The organism is Shewanella marisflavi, assembly GCF_002215585.1.
Lineage (GTDB): Bacteria > Pseudomonadota > Gammaproteobacteria > Enterobacterales > Shewanellaceae > Shewanella > Shewanella marisflavi.
This window is the reverse complement of the sequence record NZ_CP022272.1, coordinates 996,562-1,016,239: the sequence shown is the minus strand read 5'-3', so window position 1 is coordinate 1,016,239 and position 19,678 is coordinate 996,562. Positions and strand designations below refer to the sequence as shown.

General features: G+C 50.0%; 14 protein-coding genes. 3 read left to right on the top strand and 11 right to left on the bottom strand.

What is annotated here, in order from left to right; all coding sequences use genetic code 11:
• Positions 1-121: 121 nt before the first annotated feature.
• The gene (locus CFF01_RS19360; protein WP_088904012.1) at positions 122-5,089 is read left to right on the top strand and encodes a S8 family peptidase; all 4,968 of its coding nucleotides are present in this window, start codon (positions 122-124) and stop codon (positions 5,087-5,089) included.
• Between the two features lie 101 nt (positions 5,090-5,190).
• Here the strand turns inward: CFF01_RS19360 and CFF01_RS04470 are convergent, their stop codons facing one another.
• The 6 genes from CFF01_RS04470 to CFF01_RS04445 all read right to left on the bottom strand — a co-directional run bounded on the left by CFF01_RS04470 (position 5,191) and on the right by CFF01_RS04445 (position 11,115).
• On the bottom strand, positions 5,191-5,424 hold the full coding sequence (locus CFF01_RS04470) for a hypothetical protein (protein ID WP_088904011.1): 234 nt from the start codon (positions 5,422-5,424) through the stop codon (positions 5,191-5,193).
• Positions 5,425-5,707: 283 nt separating this feature from the next.
• Complete coding sequence (locus CFF01_RS04465; protein ID WP_088904010.1) at positions 5,708-7,396, bottom strand: NAD-dependent malic enzyme; 1,689 nt, start codon at positions 7,394-7,396, stop codon at positions 5,708-5,710.
• Between the two features lie 210 nt (positions 7,397-7,606).
• Entirely contained in the window at positions 7,607-8,071 is a 465-nt protein-coding gene (locus CFF01_RS04460) for a YehS family protein (protein ID WP_033540645.1), read from the bottom strand.
• 55 nt (positions 8,072-8,126) lie between these two features.
• Positions 8,127-9,218, bottom strand: a complete 1,092-nt coding sequence (locus CFF01_RS04455) for a serine hydrolase domain-containing protein (RefSeq protein ID WP_157704937.1) — start codon at positions 9,216-9,218, stop codon at positions 8,127-8,129.
• Between the two features lie 47 nt (positions 9,219-9,265).
• Positions 9,266-10,534: an Nramp family divalent metal transporter gene (locus CFF01_RS04450; RefSeq protein WP_088904008.1), complete on the bottom strand. Its 1,269-nt coding sequence runs from the start codon at positions 10,532-10,534 to the stop codon at positions 9,266-9,268.
• A 5-nt stretch (positions 10,535-10,539) separates the two neighbouring features.
• On the bottom strand, positions 10,540-11,115 hold the full coding sequence (locus CFF01_RS04445) for a PH domain-containing protein (RefSeq protein WP_088904007.1): 576 nt from the start codon (positions 11,113-11,115) through the stop codon (positions 10,540-10,542).
• 240 nt (positions 11,116-11,355) lie between these two features.
• Between CFF01_RS04445 and CFF01_RS04440 the strand changes: the two genes are divergently transcribed.
• The gene (locus CFF01_RS04440; protein WP_033540641.1) at positions 11,356-13,926 is read left to right on the top strand and encodes a TonB-dependent receptor; all 2,571 of its coding nucleotides are present in this window, start codon (positions 11,356-11,358) and stop codon (positions 13,924-13,926) included.
• An 84-nt stretch (positions 13,927-14,010) separates the two neighbouring features.
• Positions 14,011-14,646: a glutathione S-transferase family protein gene (locus CFF01_RS04435; protein WP_033540640.1), complete on the top strand. Its 636-nt coding sequence runs from the start codon at positions 14,011-14,013 to the stop codon at positions 14,644-14,646.
• A gap of 56 nt (positions 14,647-14,702) precedes the next feature.
• Here CFF01_RS04435 and CFF01_RS04430 read toward each other — a convergent pair whose 3' ends face one another.
• The 5 genes from CFF01_RS04430 to CFF01_RS04410 all read right to left on the bottom strand — a co-directional run bounded on the left by CFF01_RS04430 (position 14,703) and on the right by CFF01_RS04410 (position 19,506).
• Positions 14,703-15,311, bottom strand: a complete 609-nt coding sequence (locus CFF01_RS04430; RefSeq protein WP_088904006.1) for a hypothetical protein — start codon at positions 15,309-15,311, stop codon at positions 14,703-14,705.
• Between the two features lie 148 nt (positions 15,312-15,459).
• Positions 15,460-15,960 carry a DUF4447 family protein gene (locus CFF01_RS04425; protein ID WP_033540638.1) on the bottom strand — a complete coding sequence of 167 codons (501 nt, stop codon included), beginning with the start codon at positions 15,958-15,960 and terminating at the stop codon, positions 15,460-15,462.
• A gap of 35 nt (positions 15,961-15,995) precedes the next feature.
• Positions 15,996-16,397 carry an SMI1/KNR4 family protein gene (locus tag CFF01_RS04420; protein WP_088904005.1) on the bottom strand — a complete coding sequence of 134 codons (402 nt, stop codon included), beginning with the start codon at positions 16,395-16,397 and terminating at the stop codon, positions 15,996-15,998.
• A gap of 89 nt (positions 16,398-16,486) precedes the next feature.
• Positions 16,487-17,272 (bottom strand): RelA/SpoT domain-containing protein, encoded by a 786-nt coding sequence (locus CFF01_RS04415; protein WP_088904004.1) that lies wholly within the window; start codon positions 17,270-17,272, stop codon positions 16,487-16,489.
• Positions 17,273-17,421: 149 nt separating this feature from the next.
• Positions 17,422-19,506: a M13 family metallopeptidase gene (locus tag CFF01_RS04410; RefSeq protein ID WP_088904003.1), complete on the bottom strand. Its 2,085-nt coding sequence runs from the start codon at positions 19,504-19,506 to the stop codon at positions 17,422-17,424.
• Positions 19,507-19,678: the final 172 nt, after the last annotated feature.

Below are 19,678 nucleotides of genomic sequence, written 5' to 3'. Positions count from 1 at the left end.
CCCCTATAGCTTTTACGCATTAGCTTGTCACTCCAATACCCAATAAAAACGATAGCTGTACGAGTACCTTACTTTTGCACCCAAGCCCAAGCTTTGAAAAAGAAGAAAAAGGGAACGATCAATGAAATTGAAGAAAATAACGCTCATGACAGTGGCAGCAATCTATGCTGGCGCTGTCGGAGCCAGTGCTATACAAAGCGCACAAACGACGCCAGCTGGCGCTCAAATTAAACCCATTAAAGTCACCGACGAGGTAATACGATCTAATGAAGATCGTTTTCGCGATCGCGCTTTTCCTGATGCATCGGCAGAGACTCAACCGACTGTAGGCCGAAATGTACACCGCGCCTTTAGTGATGAAAACCGCAAAGTGCCATTCCAATTTGAAGCCGATATTCAAGGTGAGCAAACCTACATTATCGAATTGTCAGACAAGCCGGTATCGCTATACCAGGGCGGTAAGGCAGGTCTTCAAGCCACTTCTGCAAGAAGCAATACGATCCCAGCAAGTTTAAGCCCAGATTTACATAACAAAATTGACCTAAACAGCTCAGCTGTGAAAGCTTATCGCTCTCATCTTAAAACCCAACAAGATGCGATGATTTCACAAATATCGAGCACAGTCGGGGCAAACGAAACCCTGGCGCAATATCAGTTGGCCTTCAACGGTATGTCTATGCGCATGACGCAAGATCAGGCTGCCAAGGTGGCTAATCTACCTAATGTGGTCAGCGTGACCCGTGAAAGGATCTACGAGCTACACACTGATGTGGGTCCACAGCATATAGGTGCCGACAAATTCTGGACCGGTGAAGTGACTGGAACAGCCTATACAGGTAAAGGCATTGTAATAGGTGTTCTCGATACCGGTATCAACACCGACCACGTGTCGTTTTCAGCCCAAGGCGATGATGGTTATGTCCATACCTTGCCCGCGCGTTACGAGCACTATTTAGGCGACTGTGAAATAGAAGAGTTCGCCAATATGTGTAACGACAAACTTATTGGTGTTCGCTCATACCCTATCATTACCGACTCTTACACAGAAGCCAGCTTCCAGCCCGATAAAAAATGGTGGGAGATCACTGGGCCTGTGCGTCCGCAAAATGGTGAGGACTATAATGGTCACGGCTCACATACCGCTTCGACAGCTGCCGGTAACGTACTGTTAAATAAGCCATATATGGTAACAGATGTTGGCGTCACCAGTGATGGTAAAGCGACCAACCTTGAACTTCCTCGCATGTCGGGTGTTGCGCCCAATGCCAACATCATCATGTATCAAGTTTGTCACCCAGGTGACGGCACCTTAAACGAGTTTCGCGGCTGCCCTGGCTCTGCGCTGCTCGCAGGTCTTGAAGATGCGATTGCCGATGGCGTAGATGTGATTAACTATTCAATTGGTCAAGCCTTTGGTAATTTCCCTTGGGAAGACCCAATGGAAATGGCGTTCTTGGCAGCTCGTGAAGCCGGTATCTCGGTTGCCGCGTCTGCAGGTAACTCTTTCGACCCAACGGTTGCTAGCCAAAGACATGGCGCCATTGATCACCTTTCTCCTTGGGTGACCTCAGTTGCAGCCACCACTCACAGTCGTGAGTTTGGCGTTGAAGGCAAGATGATCACCGGCGTAACTGGTGGTGAACAACCCCTTGCTGATATTGAGGGCGGCGGGATAACCGACAGCTATACAGGTCCGGTTGTAGACGCCAAGGCCTATGGTTGGCAATACGAAAAATGTAACGACCCCTTCCCAGCAGGCTTCTTTGACGTTGCACCAGATGGAACACCATTTGATGTGGCGCCTATCGTCGTCTGTAAGCGCGGTGATATAGCCCGAGTTGATAAAGCCGTAAACGTTGCCGCAGGTGGTGCTGGCGCAATCATCTTACGTAATGCCAGCAGCTCAGAAACTATCGCTAACGATCCTTTCGTAATCCCTGGCATTCATGTGCCTTATAGCGCCTATTATGGCGATGCATCTAACAACTGGTATGGCCTATCTAAATGGCTGGCTAACGGCAGCGATCACAGGCTGACTATTACCGCCTCTACCGTAGTAACTAAGACTCGAGATGCCAATTATGTGGCCGACTTCTCCTCTCGTGGTCATAACTTTGCTAACCCAGAAGTAATGTCACCTAACCTGGCCGCTCCAGGTGTTGACGTGTATGCCGCTTGGGCAGATGACATGCCAATGACAGCGGTAGGTACGCCAGGTGACTATAATGCGATCAGCGGTACCTCAATGGCTGCCCCACATGTTGCTGGTGCCATGGCCCTATTGAAACAAGCGCAACCAAGTTGGACCCCTGCGCAAATTCAATCGGCACTAATGACCACCGCAAGCTTAGAGGGTGTGACTCGCAGTATCGAAAGCTACCGTCCCGATGGCATTGAAGCCGCTAGCTTCAACGATGCGGGTAGCGGTGTCATCAATGTGGCTAAGGCATACAAGGCCGGCCTGATTATGGATGAAACTGCCGATAACTACCGCGCCGCCAACCCTAAAAATGGTGGTACTGTCAGCAGCTTGAACTTGCCTTACTTCTTCAATGAAAGCTGTAACGGCACCTGTACCATGATGCGTACCTTTACCGCCACTCAAGACGGTACTTGGACGGTCGACGCCAAGGCATTAACCATGGAAGGGGCTGACATGTTGTCACTGGAGGTATCTCCTGCAAGCTTCACCTTGGCCGCAGGCGAGTCGCAATCCATCATACTAACGGCAAAAGTGCTAGAAGTTCAGGCACCAGGTGCTGACTCATCTTCGCTGCGTTTACTCGGTGATGTGACTCTAACGCCAAGTGCCAGCGACATGCCAATGCAGCACCTGCCTGTAAGCATACGCTACAGCGGCACCAGCATGCCTGAAAATGTGATGGGTAAGATCCACCGCAAACAAGGTCATCTGCTGACACCTGAAATTCACACTGAAGAAATTCAGCAGTTTAACTATGAAAGCAATGGATTAGTGAAAGCTGAGCGCATTGATGCGCAGATGAAGCGCAGCGACGCCAGAGGTTATGCTAACCGTGCAGAGCGAGAAGCCGACGGCCAGGTAGTACGTTTCTTCGACGTACCAGAAGGCACTAAGCGTATCGTTTGGGAAGTCATTAACGCCGATTATAATGCCTACGCAGCTATCTACTTAGGTAAAGACGTTAATGAAGATGCTGACATTCAGTGGTTAGATGAGGCGATCTGTTATTCAACGCTAGATAGTAATGATTTCTGCGCTATCAACAACCCTACGCCGGGCACCTACTGGGCCTATGCGTCTAACTACAAGTATGAATATGAGGACCCAGATAACCTTGCAGATAACTTCACCCTTGCGTTAGCCATTATTGGTAACCAAGACGAAGGTAACCTCGTCGCCTCAGGCCCAGAGATGACCAATGGTATGGATCCATACCGTGTGCAGCTCAACTATGATTTACCCGACGCAGAAGAGGGTGATATCTACTATGGTTATGTCGGTATTGGTAGCGACAGCTATAACGATGCCAACCTAGGTTATATTCCGGTGCAGCTGATTCACAGCGGCAGCGACACCCAGGTGACCGCCAGCCAAAGCGCGGCCAAAGCAGGCGATATTGTCGAGTTTGAAGTATCACTTGCCCCGAACCTACTCGGTGGCGAGCGTGAATTCAGCTTGAGCACCGAGCTAGACCCAGGCTTACAGCTTATTGAGGACTCAATTAGCGTTGCCGGTTACCCAGAATATGCCGAGGCGATGACAGTTGACGGCAACACCATTAGCTTTAATGCTGTGCAACCCTCTTCGGTCGCGACTAAGCGTCACTATGTATTTACCACAAGTGTCGAAGATGCTACCTGCCGAGTCCCAAGCGAGCTGCAGTTCGATGATGAGCTTTATGTCGATCTCAGTTATAACCTGCCGAGCTCAGCAATGGGTATCACAGGCTACTCTAACCGCTACTTGACGTTGAACATGTCATCTAATGGGTTACCTCATGTACCGCTATACGGTGCAGAAAAAGATATGCTTCATGATATCTTGGGGATCTCACCATTTGGTTATGTGAAGTTTGATGAAATGCCTGAATTCTATAACTATCATCGTGAATTCAACGATAACTTCCAGGACTTCCCTGATACGATAGTTGCGCCGCTCTGGCGTGGTGACGTCATGATGTCAGACCCTCGCTTTGATATGGATCGTGGTGAACCAATAAACAACGTCTACGGCGCTGTCATGGGTGACTACTATGTCTTCCAATGGAAAGGTGGTACCGAAGTACGCAACAGGTTCACGGGTAACAATAACCCAGACCCTGATGCCTTCTTCGATATTGAGACCATTATCTCAACTAAGATCGATTTTGCTCCGGGTCAGCATGAGATGATGTTCGGCTATAAGTCCATGGAAACCTTTAATGCTCACTTCGGCTCTATCGGTCTGCATGGTTACTATGGCGAACGTGGAACCTTTGCCCCTGTCGGTGGCTGGTTAAACGATGGGTTCGCATTTAATAATGTGGACGAGAAAGTGTCTGAAGGCATGCTGGTGTGTGCTAACTATCAGGGTCCTGAAAGCTCAGGCCTGACCGTCACCTTCTCTGCTCGTGTATCGGCTAACGCCGTTGGCCTTGACAATGCGGTTACCGTATCAAGCCAGTACAGTGATTCAGAAATGATCACTGTATCGGAAGTGATCAGTGCACCAAGCAACCTGAAGCTTGTTGCTATTGGTGACCAAAGCATAGAGGAAAACAGCACGCTTACGCTAACTGTTGCCTACACAGATCTGAAAAACACTGTAAATGGTATTCAGGTCAGTGGTGACAATATCAGTGCGACCACCGAAGGTGACACTGTTGTTATCACACCAACTAAAGACTGGTATGGTGAAACCATGGTTACCGTTACTGTGCATGACATGGCCTATCCGTCTGATGCCGACTCAACCAGCTTTATGCTAACAGTGAACTCAGATGGTGTGGAACCCGCACCTGCGCCAGAAGTTCCAGAAGAGTCAAATGATAGTGACTCGGGTGGTAGCCTTGGCTTCCTGGCACTGGGTCTACTTGGCCTGTTGGCTGGACGCCGTAAACTGCACTAAACCGCAGTTGGCAAAAGAAAACCTGTCGTTAATTTCGACATAATCTAAGGGCCCTCATAGAGGGCCCTTTTTTATGCGCTCAAATCAGCTCGCGCAGTGCCTTATTCCATACCGTGGCAATCGGTACACTCTTTAATGGTCAACTCAGGCATATGAATCTCTGCATCCGGCGCATGGTTATCACCTAAGGCATGACAATCATTACAGGTCGCGAGTGTTGCCTCTGACTCTGTATGCATAGTGATATCAATTGACTCGTGACAATCACTACAATCGACAGCAGCGGCAGCACCGGCAAAAAGCAGGCCGGCGGCTAAGGTAGCTAATTTTTTCATCTTGGGCTCCTGGTATCAGCAAGTTTAATAGCTAAATCTAACGTTTTCACCGCGCAAACAGGCGAGCAAGACAAGGCCTTACTCACCAAATACAGGGTGTTACTCACGCCAGCTTTACCAGCCAAGATTAAGCGAAACTTAAAAAACGATACCGAACAAAGGAAGTGCAAACAGGATCATGTTTTGTATTAACACTTTGTGAGCAATAGCAAAATTTCATCAAAGCCTAAAGCCAAAAAAGCTGCCCTAGGGCAGCTTTTTATACAGACACTTAATGATGCGTTTAGAAAGAGGTACGCTTATAACGGCGATATTCCGCCGTCCAGAAGTTATCTTCTATCGTCTGTACCAAGAGCTCATCGCTACAAGGCAGCGCATGACCCTGTTCTATCGCCACTTTGCCTACCGCAAAGGCGATATGCTTACTGACCGCATGAATATCTTCCAGTGCTGGTAGCAAGGAGCCTTCCCCGTCTTTGGCCAAAGGAGAACACTCTGCCAGCGCGCGGCTCGATGCCATTAACATCTCATTACTGACACGCTTAGCGCCAGAGGCCAGTACGCCCAGGCCGATACCAGGGAAAATATAGCTGTTATTACACTGAGCGATCTCATAGGTCTGCTCCTCGATCACCACAGGTTCAAACGGACTACCCGTTGCCACCAGCGCCTGGCCCTTAGTCCAGTGCAGGATATCTTTTGGCGTAGCCTCGACCCGACTGGTTGGGTTAGACAGTGGGAAGATGATAGGACGCTTACAGTGCGCGTGCATCGCCTTGATGATCTCTTCGCTGAACAGACCCGGGGCTCCAGATACACCAATCAATACGGTTGGTTTACCGTTATTCATCACATCTAGCAGAGAGATGTTCTCGCTTTCTGTATTCCAGCCCTCAACCTTGGCCACCTTTTGCGCCAGGTTCTGCTGAAATGGCAGCAGGTTAGGCATATTGTCTTGCAACAATCCCCAACGATCGACCATAAAGACCTGCTGGCGCGCCTGCTCGTCGCTTATCCCCTCAGAGACCATCTGGGCGATGATCGCCTCGGCGATACCACAACCTGCGCTACCGGCACCGAGAAAAGCGATTCGCTGCTTACTGAGTTTAGTCTTCGCCGCCTTACAGGCCGCTAGCAATGAGCCCACAGTCACTGCCGCAGTGCCCTGAATATCGTCGTTAAAACAACAATATCTGTCTTTGTAACGCTCCAGCAGCGGCATGGCGTTTTTCTGGGCAAAATCTTCAAACTGGATCAAAGCATCCGGCCAGCGTCTATTGACCGCCTCCATAAAGGCCTCAACAAACTCGGCGTACTCTTCACCGCCAATACGCTGATTACGCCAACCCATATACATAGGGTCTTCCAGCAGATGCGGGTTATCTGTGCCTACATCTAAGGTAATGGGCAGCGTATAAGCCGGACTGATACCACCGCAGCTGGTGTAGAGCGACAGCTTACCGATAGGGATACCCATGCCGCCAATCCCCTGATCCCCAAGACCTAGGATACGTTCGCCATCTGTGACCACAATGATCTTCACCTTCTGACGGGTCGAGTTATTCAAGATATCGTCGATACGATCTTTATTGGGATAAGAGATAAACAGGCCACGGTTACGACGATAGTTTTTCGAAAAACGCTCACAAGCCAGACCAACCGTAGGGGTATAGATGATCGGCATCATCTCGGTAATGTGGTTTTGCACCAAACGATAATAGAGGGTCTCGTTGGTGTCCTGAATGTTTCTCAGATAGATATGCCTGTCGAGATCATTGCTGAAGTTTTTGTACTGATCATAGGCACGCGAAGCCTGCTCTTCGATAGTCTCAATCACATGGGGCAGCAAGCCTTCGAGGTTAAAGAAGATACGCTCCTCTTCGGTAAAAGCACTCCCCTTGTTGATTAAGGGTGCTTCAAGAATGGCTGGGCCGGCAAAAGGAAGATATAGCGGGCGTTTATTATCGTCCATTGGTAACCTTTTCTCTATCTGTGGGTATGGTGGAATGGCTGTGCTATCAATTTTGGCAAGATTACCACAAAGTGTGATCTTTGTTGCCTTTCCGTCGATCATTTTTTTGATTATTTTCACACCCCTAATGTTTTAAACGCCTATCGCTTTGACCAAACAGCAGGCATAAAAAAACGCGGCCTGAGCCGCGCCTTTAGCAAATGATAGGATTTACTTACCGCGATATTTGATCGACAAGCCAGTTAAGAAATTACGCAGCACCTGATCACCGCACTCCTTAAAATGCTTATGGCCGGGCTTTCTAAACAGGGCGCCCAGTTCAGATTTGCTCATATTGAAATCGGCCAGGGCCAAGGTCTCGATAACGTCCTCTTCACGCATCTCCAGTGCGATCCTTAACTTCTTAAAGATCAGGTTGTTGTTTAACTGAGAGACTGGAGCTGGGATCTCGGCGCCTTCACGCAGGCCACGTTTCTCGATAATCAAACCATCCAGAAACAAACAAAGCGTCTTGTCATTGCAAGGCTTGTAACCCTCTTCGGCCTCTTTCTTCAACATGTTGAGCAAGACCTCTTGGTCCATCTCATGTTTGACCTTGGCGAAGATCTTGATCATCTTGGCATTTTTGTAATCAAATACAAAACGTAAACGGCGTAAAATATCGTTATTAATCATAGCTTAAGTTCTTAAATAATCGGCTCGCGCGGGTGCGCCTGCCTCTGGGACGACATTATAGCCGACTTTGCCCCTGCGAAGCCGCTTTATTTTTACTGCCCTGCAACAAGGCATCTTGTAGCGCCAGGCGCAGTTTGTCATGTAGACCAAACACCTTATCCATGTCATCCAGAGGCCAGGAGGCGTTTTCCAGCACCACCAGGTAAGTGTCGTGCTCGGGATAGCTTAGACTCAGAGACTGATAACCCGGCAGATAGCCTGAGTGACTGTACTCTTTGATGCCCTGGAGATTCACCTGCACCCCATAGCCGTAATAGAGTGACGACCAGCGATGGGGACGTAACATCCTCGGCGTTATCATCGCCTGATATTGAGCATCAGGTAGCAAGTTACCGCCATGCAAGACCCGTAAATAATTTAACAAACCCGAGGCCGTGCCTGTCATGCCACCACCGGGTAGCAGGTTCATCTGCACCTCATACTCCATAGGTTCACCAGAGCCGATCTCTATACCCTGAATCAGCCCTTGCTGCGCACCTAACTGGGCCCTGATGCCACTAACGCCATGAGAGGCTAAGAAGCGGTTTACTAAAGAGGCAAAAGACTGCTGATACTGTGCCTCAAGCAACTGAGCCAGTACCTGATAGCCTAAATTGGAATATTGAAAGTCACTGCCCGGCGCGAAGCGATTGGCCTTGTCCTGCGGCGCTATCCCCGAGCTGTGGCTGAGCAGCTGATCTATGGTTATTCGCTCGTCGTAACTCGCCAAACCGGCCGCTTTCAGATAGGGATTCACCTTATCATCCAAAGTAAATTGTCCATCGGCAACCGCCTGCATCACCAGGGCGGCAGTGATCATCTTGCTCTGAGAGGCCAACATAAAGCGGCTATCGAGTGTGGGAGGGGTTCCCTCTTGATAGGTATTGCCCTTGAGGTAGACGATATTACCGCCCTGCATCAGGGCGACTAAGCCGTAAAAGGGTCGCTCATTATCGGCGATGATCGCATCCAAACTACGACCCAGTGCCACATTGCCTGTCGGACTCAGATCGGCTTTTACCTCACTCGGCGCCGCCAGAACTAACGGGCTAGCGCCCAATAGGCTGGCCAGCAGGCATAGGCTAGCCAATCTGATACGCTTTCTCATCTTGTTATCATCCATGTGGTTTCGGCGGCCTTATCAGCCTCCATGACTCAGCCAAGCCATTTCCAATATATAAATAAAGCCGCAAACCCTAACAGATAAGCCATACCTATCCAAGAAAGCAGTCGCATGGCCAGCCCATATCGAGCACTCGGCGCCAAATTGTCACTGGTCATCAAACGGTAATTGAGCCAGGCAAAGATGATGGTGGTCATAAAGGCCAGGGTCATCACAAACTGCAGCAGCGGCAATAGCGCTCCCTTAAAGAACAAGATGATCCCAAGTCCCAAGGCACTCACCAGCAGCATGATAATATTTAGGCCGCGTTCGCTAGCCTCTTCGCCTCTCAACAATTGAACACTCAAGGCCAAAGTCCGGCTATAACCATCGACCACAGTCACTGTGGTGCTGAAGATACAGAGGAGTGCTACCAGGGCGATCAGGTAACGACTTCCCTCACCCAGCACCTGGCTGTAGAGCTGGATCAACTGCTCGGCAAATTTGGCACCAGAGGGGAAAAAGTGCCCCCCAGAGCCGTGCATCACCATGGCGCCGAGCGAGAGAAACACCAGGGCCAAGACTGCCGTGGTGATAAAGCCTAAATTAAAATCGAACAGCGCCTGCTTGGGCGTCACCAACTGCTGTTTCTGCTTCTCCAGTAGCCACAGAGAGTTCCAGCAACTGACCTCTATCGGCGCAGGCATCCAGCCCATCATGGCCACCAAGAACCCCACATGAGCCCACTGCCAAGGTGAAGGCGACACGAAACCCGGCGTCAAAATAGACTCGGCATTAAAGGCCAATGCCGCTGCGCTCAGGGTGGTGACCGTCAAACAGAGCATGATCACCTTAGTCACCTTGTCGAGCACCCGGTAGTGGCCAAGCACCAGCAATAGTAGGCTGGCCAGCAAGACGATCAGCGCAAGGAGATCGATAGGCAAGGGAATAAACTGAGTCAGCAGCGCCGCCGTTAACATGGCGACCCCGGCCGTACTGGCGACCGCCGCCAGGGCGTTGAGTATTGAGAACAGGATCAGATAGCCGCGCCCCTGCCGCTGATAACCGTGCAGCAGGCTCTCACCCGTGGCTGCCGTGTAACGTGCTCCGGCGGCAAAGAAGGGATATTTGAGCAGGTTAACCAGTAAGATCACCCAGGCGAGCTGCCAGCCAAACTCGGCGCCGGCGCGGGTCGAGGCCACTAAATGGGAGGCGCCGATGGCCGCGGCCGCCATCAAGAGGCCTGGCCCGGTGGCTCTAAAGAGGCGCGTAGACTGTTGCCAAAGTGTCGATTTCGGGGCGGTTACAGATAATGGCTCCACTGGGTTTATTCTCCCGTGCTCAGGCTGCTTTGCTGAGCCTTATCTGCCTCAGATGGCGGTGTTAACCTGGTTTCGATGCGCACTAGCGTCTCACTAATACTCTGCAAGCAGGCTAAGGTCTGAGTCGCCAAATCGGCTTTCGCCTCGGGCCTTATCTGGCTTTCACTCAAGGCACTCTTTTGCGCCATCACGGCCGCGCGAAACTCGGCAACCTCTTCCACACCTGTCAGGCTAATCAAGGCACCAGCACCAGACTGGCCTGCCGTTTCAATGGTCAGTTTATGAATGCCGAACAGGCGCATCAAAGGCCCCTGAATCATCGCCATATCGGTGATCTTATCCAGCGGCACGGTATTTTCGGTGCGGGTAAGTATCCCCTTGCGCACAATTAACTTCTTGGTCGTCAGCTCGGCACTCATATTGGCGATATAACGATTGGTCACTAATAGTCCCAGAGGAAACCAGAGCAGAAGCAGAGGAATACCGACAACAGTCACCCCTAAAAGCACAGCCCCCGAGGTCAACCAATAGAGCCCGAGCTTAGGGCTAAACCTGGCTTCGAGCAGTGTATTCTCTTCCATCATCACTCCTATCTCCTGACACACCTTAGGTTGAAATAACCTATGACAATGCCAAGAGAGAAGGCATTAATCAATCAAAATCATGCGTTTATTTATTTACATTTGTTAGCAGTTCGCCCTATTGACTTTGTTACATTAGCGATTAGTTTAGTAACGTTACCGTAACAAAAGGTGACGAATGGTGGCGGTAGTGAAGAGGTAGTCACTGAATATAAATATAAAGATAAATTAGGGATAATCATGAAAAGACCTCAATACTGGCCCAGCGCTTGCGCTATTGCCATTACCCTTGCGCTAACCCCTCACGTATATGCCAACGATGATGTTGAACGTATCGAAGTCACAGGCTCTCGTATTAAACGTACTGACATTGAAGGCCCATCGCCTATCCAGTCGATCAACAAAGACGATATTGCCAACATGGGTTTCGATAACCTACAACAGTTACTGGAACGTATGCCGGCCAACGGTGCAGGCGCCTTCTCTACCCGTGGCAACAGTCAAGACTCAACCGCCAACGGCGCCGCCTCTATCAGTCTGCGTGGCATGGGCCCAGATGCGACCTTAGTACTAATCAATGGTCGCCGCGTAGCCATAAGCTCATTTGCCGAAGGGATCACCAACTCCTTCGTCGACATTAACAATATTCCTATCTCTGCGATCGAACGCATCGATATCCTAAAAGATGGCGCCTCAGCGATTTATGGCTCTGATGCCATCGCCGGTGTGGTAAACATCGTTTTGCGTAAAAACTTCGAAGGGCTAGAAATTAACTTAGGCTATGGTGATGCCTCTGACTCTGGTTATGATGAACAAAGCGCTAGCATGCTGTGGGGCATGCAATCGGATAAGGGCAGCGCCTCTATCATTCTCGACTACTTTAAAAACAACACCCTAGCCGCCAGTGAGATGGGTCGCTTCGGTACAGCGAATCAAAGTCCATACGGCGGTGAAGATTTCCGTTCATCACGCGGTTTCCCGGGCTACTTCTATGTCGATGGCGTCAAGACGATAGATCCAGATTGCCCGCCTGACTCAGCCACTGCCAGCGGCAGCTGCCTGTTCGACTATGGCCCTTATAACCTCACCATTCCTGCCGCAGAACGTGTAGGCGCCATCGCCCAGTTCGACTATAACCTGACTGATGAGCTAACGGCATTCCTCGAAGTCGCGGCGCAGCACAACACCTCTGAAGCTGGCGGCGCACCGACGCCTCTGGATGAAGATGCCATGCTGACCGTACCCGGTACCCACCCCAACAATCCTTGGGGTACGGATATCGAGATCGGCCGTTACCGTACCGTCGATGCCGGCGCACGTCGCTGGGACATCGAATCTGACACCCTGCGTATGGTCGCTGGATTGCGTGGTTCAATGGATGAGTGGGACTGGGAAGTCTCATTCCAAAAAGGTCGCAGCGAATCGACCCAAAAAGGTGACAGAAGCCAGGGCTGGGTAAGAACCGACTTCTTGCAAGCTGAGATCGATGCCGGAAATTACAACCCCTTCGGTGGCACCATGAACCCTCAAGAGGTGATCGACCGTATCACCACCAGCCTGGTTCGCCAGGGGGTGTCACACCTGACCGCCTATGATGCTAGCATCACTGGACCTGCCTTTACCCTGGCCGATCGCGAAGTGATGATGGCAGCGGGTATTGAGTACCGTGAAGAGGATGTGAGTGATGTTCCAGATGATCAGTTCCAGCGCGGGCTTATCTTCGGTACCGAAGCAGTGTCAGCTCAAGCGGATCGCGATCAATACGCCGCCTATGTGGAATTTTCTATTCCAGTCACAGACAACTTTGAGCTACAACTGGCTGGCCGCTATGACCACTATAGCGATTTTGGTTCAACCACAAACCCTAAGGTCGCCTTCCAGTGGGGGATCACAGATGAGCTAACGGCACGCGCATCATGGGCAACGGGCTTTCGCGCACCATCACTGGCACAAATCGGTCTTGGCCCATCGAGAGAAAGTAGTTTCTTTATCGATACCTACCGCTGCGATGCTGACAATGTCGACTGTACCGCTCTGGATTACAACACCGAGTTTGCCGGTAACTCAGACCTGGATGCCGAAGAATCAGAAACCTGGAATGCGGGCCTGATTTGGGCACCAACCCAAAAATTTGATGTTGGCTTCGATGTCTTTAGCATCACTCAGGACAATAAGATCGATAAGCAACCGCTAGGCGAGATCTACCTGGCTAACTGTAACGATCAAAATAGCACTGTGTGTGAGCGTCTGGCGCCGCAGCCAGGACAATCTTTAGGCCCTATCAGCCTAATCCACTCAAGCTTTATTAACCTCAGCTCACAAGAGGTGCAAGGGGTGGATGTATCCAGCCATTATGGTTTAGAGTTTGATAGTTACGGCGAACTTAAATTTGGACTGGAATACAGCTACCTACACAATTTTGAGAAAGACAAGCTAGATTACACTGGTGAATATCGCTACCCACAACATCGTTGGTTGCTCACCACAAACTGGACCATGGATGACTTTGCCGCCAACATCAACTTCAGCTACATAGGTGAGTTTGAAGATACGCCAGACATCAACTTCGACGGCGTCCTCGATTTTGAAGAGAATGAGTCACGAATGGTTGATGCACAGCTACTGGTGGATATATCAGCCTCCTACCGCTTTAACGACATCATCAAATGGAGTGTTGGCATCAACAACGTGTTAGATGAAGAGCCACCATTTGCTATCGGTGATGGTGACACTGACCTCTACGGCTACGTGATTGCTACCCACAATCCTATGGGTCGCTATTTCTACACTAAGGTGAGTATGAGGTTCTAACCTACACTTTCACAAAAATGGCATCCACTTGGATGCCATTTTTTATTACACTCAACACTTCTCCAACACTGAGCGAGGAAAAGGATGATCACTCTATATGGAACCCCAAGAAGCCGCGCGTTGCGTGTCTCTTGGTTGCTGGAAGAGCTGGATGTCGATTGGCAATTTCATTTCATCAACTTTGCCAAGGGCGACAACCGCAGCGAGGCCTTTTTGGCCATGAACCCCAGTGGCAAAATCCCCGTCATTCAAGATGACGATTTGGTGCTGACCGAATCGGCGGCAATCTGCCAATACCTGGCTGAAAAATATGGGCAAGGTCAATTTCTGCCCATCCCTGGCACGCCAGAGGCCGGTCATTATCATCAATGGATGAGCTTTATCATCAGTGAGCTAGAGCAGCCGCTTTGGACCATGGGCAAACATAAATTTGCCCTGCCGGAGGCCCAGCGTCACCCAGAGATATTACCGGTCGCGGTGTGGGAGTTCGACAAGGCCGCCGCCATTGCTGAACAGCTCTTGCCCGATAGTGAGTTTCTGCTCGGCGATAAACCGACCGTGGCAGATATCATGTTAACCCATACCCTGATGTGGGCCACTGTGTTTGAGCAGCAGATCCCGCCCAAACTGGCCGCCTTTAGGGACAGAATGAAGAGCCGCCCTGCGCTCGCCCGCGCGCTAGAGAAAACCGAAGCCATAGCCGCAAAGGCCGTGGATTAGGGATATCACGACAGCATAGTGATCTGAGCATCACTATGCTGCTACAGCGTGAGTTTTTAGGCTGACTGACAACCCGGCACCTCGGAGAGATCCAGCTCGATATCACCTCCCCCTGAGCCGATAGTCAAAATATGATCATCCAGACTCATCTTATAGTCGCCCACCCAATCCAAGGTTTTAATCGGCTTCAGCTGATAGCGCCACACAGGTAAATCACACTGCAACCACACCCTATGGTAAGCCTTGCCCATGGCTCCTGGATCTATGGTCTGCACCCAGATGGCGTAATCTTCAAAACGCTTAAACTGACTCTGTTCTTTCACAGGTGCATTAAACACTAGGCTCATAAACAAACCCAAGGCTAAGAAAATAAGCTGCGCGGCGCCCAGCAAATAACTTAGCCCCATAACGAAAGTTACCGGCCAGTTGCCCTTGATAACTTGAGCAATTTGACGACGAAAGCGAGCGAGTAGTGATAACCCAAAGAGCACAGCAATTAACTTTATCAGCAGGGCCACAGGTTGCACCTCGAGCATAAAGCTTGGATTAACCCACAAGGTCCCAAACAGACCGGGTAACAAGCTCTCGACCAACGGCAGATAGATAAGCGCGGCGATGATAACTAGGCGTGAGGTTGGCTGGCGATAAGCCTCGACTTGGTACATATCCTTGTCCAAATAAAGTTAACTTTTAAGTAACATTTGCACAAGATAGCATTGGGCCCGTTAAAGCAACACGGTTTAAAGATGAAAGATAATTAAAAAAGCCCCGATATAACGATCGGGGCTTCGGTTTGTTAAGTCATACATTGACTCATAGCTGAGTGGCGGCCCACTTGGCACGGCTCTCACGGCTCTCTTTCAGGCCTTCTTTTTCACGGTAAGCCTTGTAAGCCTCAACATCCAGCGGCACTAGAGTCACATCCACTTCAAGCACTAGCTTACACTCTTTCTTGATACGCCAGGCGGCGGTGTTATAAAGCTCAGTCAGTGGTAATGAGCTTAAAAACTCAGGGTTATATTGGGTATAAACAGCCTGCGTTGGGTACACCACGAAACTCAGGCGGCGCTTAGGCTCTTTACTAAACAGCTCTTCGATACCATCACAGGTGTTAAGCACCTGCATCTCAATGGTCTCATCAAGCTCCAGTAGCTTCTTAGCCGCCAGACCAGAGACTTCAGCCTCACCCGCTTCCCAGGCCAAAACATCGGCTTCACTACACTTGCTCAGCTCGCCCACCTGGGCCGCGCTAAGACCTAATGAGTGACGCAAATATTTAATTTCTATCGCATTTAATTCAGCACTTTTTGCCATCATGATTTCCAAATGTAATTAATCGTTAACTCGCGCTAAGAAGGGATCCACACCTCTTCCACCCACTGCCAAAATGACTCCCAGCTATCCTCATCCAGTTCGCCGTCTTGCCACAACATCACCTGACCTTCCTGATCGATACAGTAAAAGTCATCACCCTGCTGACAAATGGCAATATATTCCCTCGGCAAGCCGATAGACCAGGCATAAGAGGTCACCTCGGGAAGATAAGTATGGGAATAAGGATCACTCACAGTCACCGGCTCTAAAGTGCCGTGAATCACGTCACTGGCATATAACAGATATTCCTTTAACTCTGAAGGCAAAGGGATCAGTATCTGCTCTTCGACTTCCACCAGTTGATCGAAGCTGGGCAGTTCCAGTGGCACGGGAACCGTTTGGTTCAGTTCCCTTAGTTGCTCGATAAGATCGTGCATTATCGTCTGCTCTTAATGGGCTAATGGCCGCAAGTATAATCCCTTTAACCGCAGATTGTTAATGCAATTTCACTACACAGGCCAGCAGACTATGCCGCAGCGTTTAGCAGCTCGGCACTATCTAAGCGCTTATAGTAAAGCCAGGCTTTGTGATACTGCTTATGAGACTCTTGACGCAGCGCGGTGATCTGCGCCTGTTCCAGTTCACTCAGTTCACGAGACTGACTTTTAGCGCGCGCTTCGATGGCCTGTATCTGCTCATAGACCTTATGTTCATCACCGCTTTTAATCTCGGCGATCCCTTTAAGGTGCAGCTGCACCTCGGCAATCATGCCGGTCTCGGGTAGTTGCACCAAGAGGTTGAGGTCACGATAACCTGAGGCTTTAGGCGTGGCAAAACGGTTTTTCACCTGCAACACCTTAACCTGACTATTTAACGCCTCATAGGCTGTCATCAAGCCCTGAATATCATCGGCTACCAGACTGGCTCTGGCGAGATCGGTAATGCGGCTGGCATCTCCGTCAAACTTGGCCGCTATCTTAGCCTTGGCACGCTCATAGCTTTTCACTTCGGGGAGCATCAGTTGGTAACGCTGCGCAAAATTAAGGCCTTCGAGCAGCGCAGCCAGTTCCTGTTGCGCCTCGCCCGCTAAGGCATAGAGGCTATCTAAATCTTGGCTGGCCTGATGAATGCTGACAGCAGAGCTGCTGGCAATGGCATGCAGACCATGTTGGTCTTTGCTAAATGTTTGTTTCTGCGCATAGCTGCCTCGATCATCCTTAGTATCGTTTAGGGCATCGTAATTAACCGCTAAGGCACTGCGCGTGGAGACTAATAACAGGAAAATAAAAAAAGGTCGAAACAACTTATTCATAACCGTCCTCGGTAATAGCGTTAACCTCGAACCTTTAATCTAGCCAGCACTCACTTAATCCAGGCTGAATGGGTGATGAACAATTGTTTATCAAAAATGTCATAAAAAAAGAGCGCCTAGGCGCTCTTTTTAACTATTGGAATAACAGGTTACCAGATCTTCACACGCTTGCTGGGCTCAATATACATAGCGTCACCTTCTTTAACGTCGAAGGTGCTATAGAACTCAGGCATATTAGACAGGGCGCCCACGGCACGGAACTTAGCCGGTGAATGCGGATCGGTCGCCACACGGTTACGCATCGCTTCCTCTTTCATCTTGGCACGCCAGATCTGGCTAAAGCCGATGAAGAAGCGCTCATCGCCAGTCAGGCCATCAATAACCGGTGCTTCTTTGCCATTGAGTGACATTTTGTAGGCTTTGTATGCGATAGTCACGCCAGAAAGATCGCCAATGTTCTCGCCTAAGGTGAGCTCACCATTAACATTCAGGTCATCAAACACCGCATAGTTGTTGTACTGCTCAACCAGTGCCTTACCACGGCTAGCAAACTCTTGCAGATCTTGCTCAGTCCACCAGTCGCGCATATTGCCTTCGCCGTCGAACTTAGCCCCTTGGTCGTCGAAACCATGGCCCATCTCGTGACCAATCACGGCGCCGATACCGCCGTAGTTCACCGCATCGTCTGCTTCCATGTTAAAGAAAGGCGGTTGCAAGATAGCAGCAGGGAACACGATCTCGTTCATGGTCGGGTTGTAGTAGGCATTAACCGTCTGTGGCGTCATGTGCCACTCCCACTTACGGATAGGTGAACCTAGTTTCTCAAGCTCCTTCTCGTGGCTTAGTTGGCTTGCGCGCATACTGTTACCCACAAGATCGTCAGCCTTAATGGTCAGCTTGTCATAGTTTTCCCAGCGATCAGGGTAACCGATCTTGGGATCAAACTTAGCCAGCTTATCTTTGGCCGCAACCTTAGTATCTGGGCTCATCCACTCTAAACCATCGATGCTTTCACCATAGGCGCGGCGCAGGTTTTCAACCAACTCCTGCATACGGTGCTTAGCTTCTGGCTTGAAGTGACGCTTCACATAAACCTTACCAACCACTTCACCCAGCAGGCTGTTAACCGTGCTCACACCGCGCTTCCAACGTGGTTGTTGCTCTGCCTGACCGTTAAGCGTCTTAGAGAAGAACTCAAAGTTTTCACGATCCAGATCTGAGCTCAAGTTACCGGCAAAGTGAGTTAGCGTCTGCCAGGTCATGTAGGTCTTCCACACAGACAGGTCGTTCGCCTTCAGCACTTCATTGAAGCCTTCGATATAGCTTGGCTGATTAATAATGATATCGGCCTGCTTGTCACCGCCCAGGGTCTTAAGATAACCGTTCCAGTTGATATCCGGTGCCAGCTTAGGCAGATCAGCCACTTGATACAGGTTGTAGGTCTTAGTGCTGTCACGCGACTCGACTACGTCCCAGTGACGGCTGGCGATAGCGGTTTCCAGTGCCAGGATCTGCTCGGCACTCTCTTTGGCGTTTGGCAGACCAGCCAGGGTAAACATCTTCTCGATATGCGCCACGAATGCCTTACGAATATTGACGAAACGCTCTGCTTCATTGAAGTAGTAATCTTTCTCCGGCAGGCTTAAACCATATTGCCAGATATGGGTTGCATAGCGGCTCGAATCTTTCGCATCTATGTTGATGTAAAACGCCAGCGGAGTACCGCCACCAATCATCTGGCTATGGGCAAAATATTCCACCAGCTGATCTTTGTTCTCAAGCGCGGCGATCTTGTCTAGCTCGCTCTGGATTGGCTTGATGCCTAGCTTATCTAACTGCTCGGTATCCATGAAAGAGCGATAAAGATCGGCCACTTTCTGCTCGTCGGTACCAGGCTTTAGATTAGGTGTCGCCGCCACCTCTTCAATAATGGCTTTAACATCGTCACGAGACTTTTCACGCAGGTCGTAGAAAGCACCTGTGCTGGTACGGTCCCCTGGGATCTCGGTATTCTTGATCCAAGTGCCGTTTACATAAGAATAAAAATCATCTTGTGGACGAACAGACTTATCGAAGTTGGCAAAATCGATCCCCGAGGTCAGTGCCTGTTCAACGGCAACGGCGGCTTCTGTCTTGGCCGTTTCTGGCGCCTTAACTTCAGCCTGGTCGCTGTTGCAAGCGCTAAGACCAAGTATTAAAGAGGCACACACCCCTCCAACGAAAACTTTTTTCATGTGAATTCCTTTTATGCTTAATTGTTTTTTGTTAGCAATGCGACTGTCATGGCGAAGCCAAAAAGATGCAAAATCTGCTTCAAGCTACACATGTTAATGGGATTGAGTCGATGTAAACAAGTTTATCTGTTTACCAAAGGCAAATTTCCGGTCACTCATGTGTAAGTAAAGA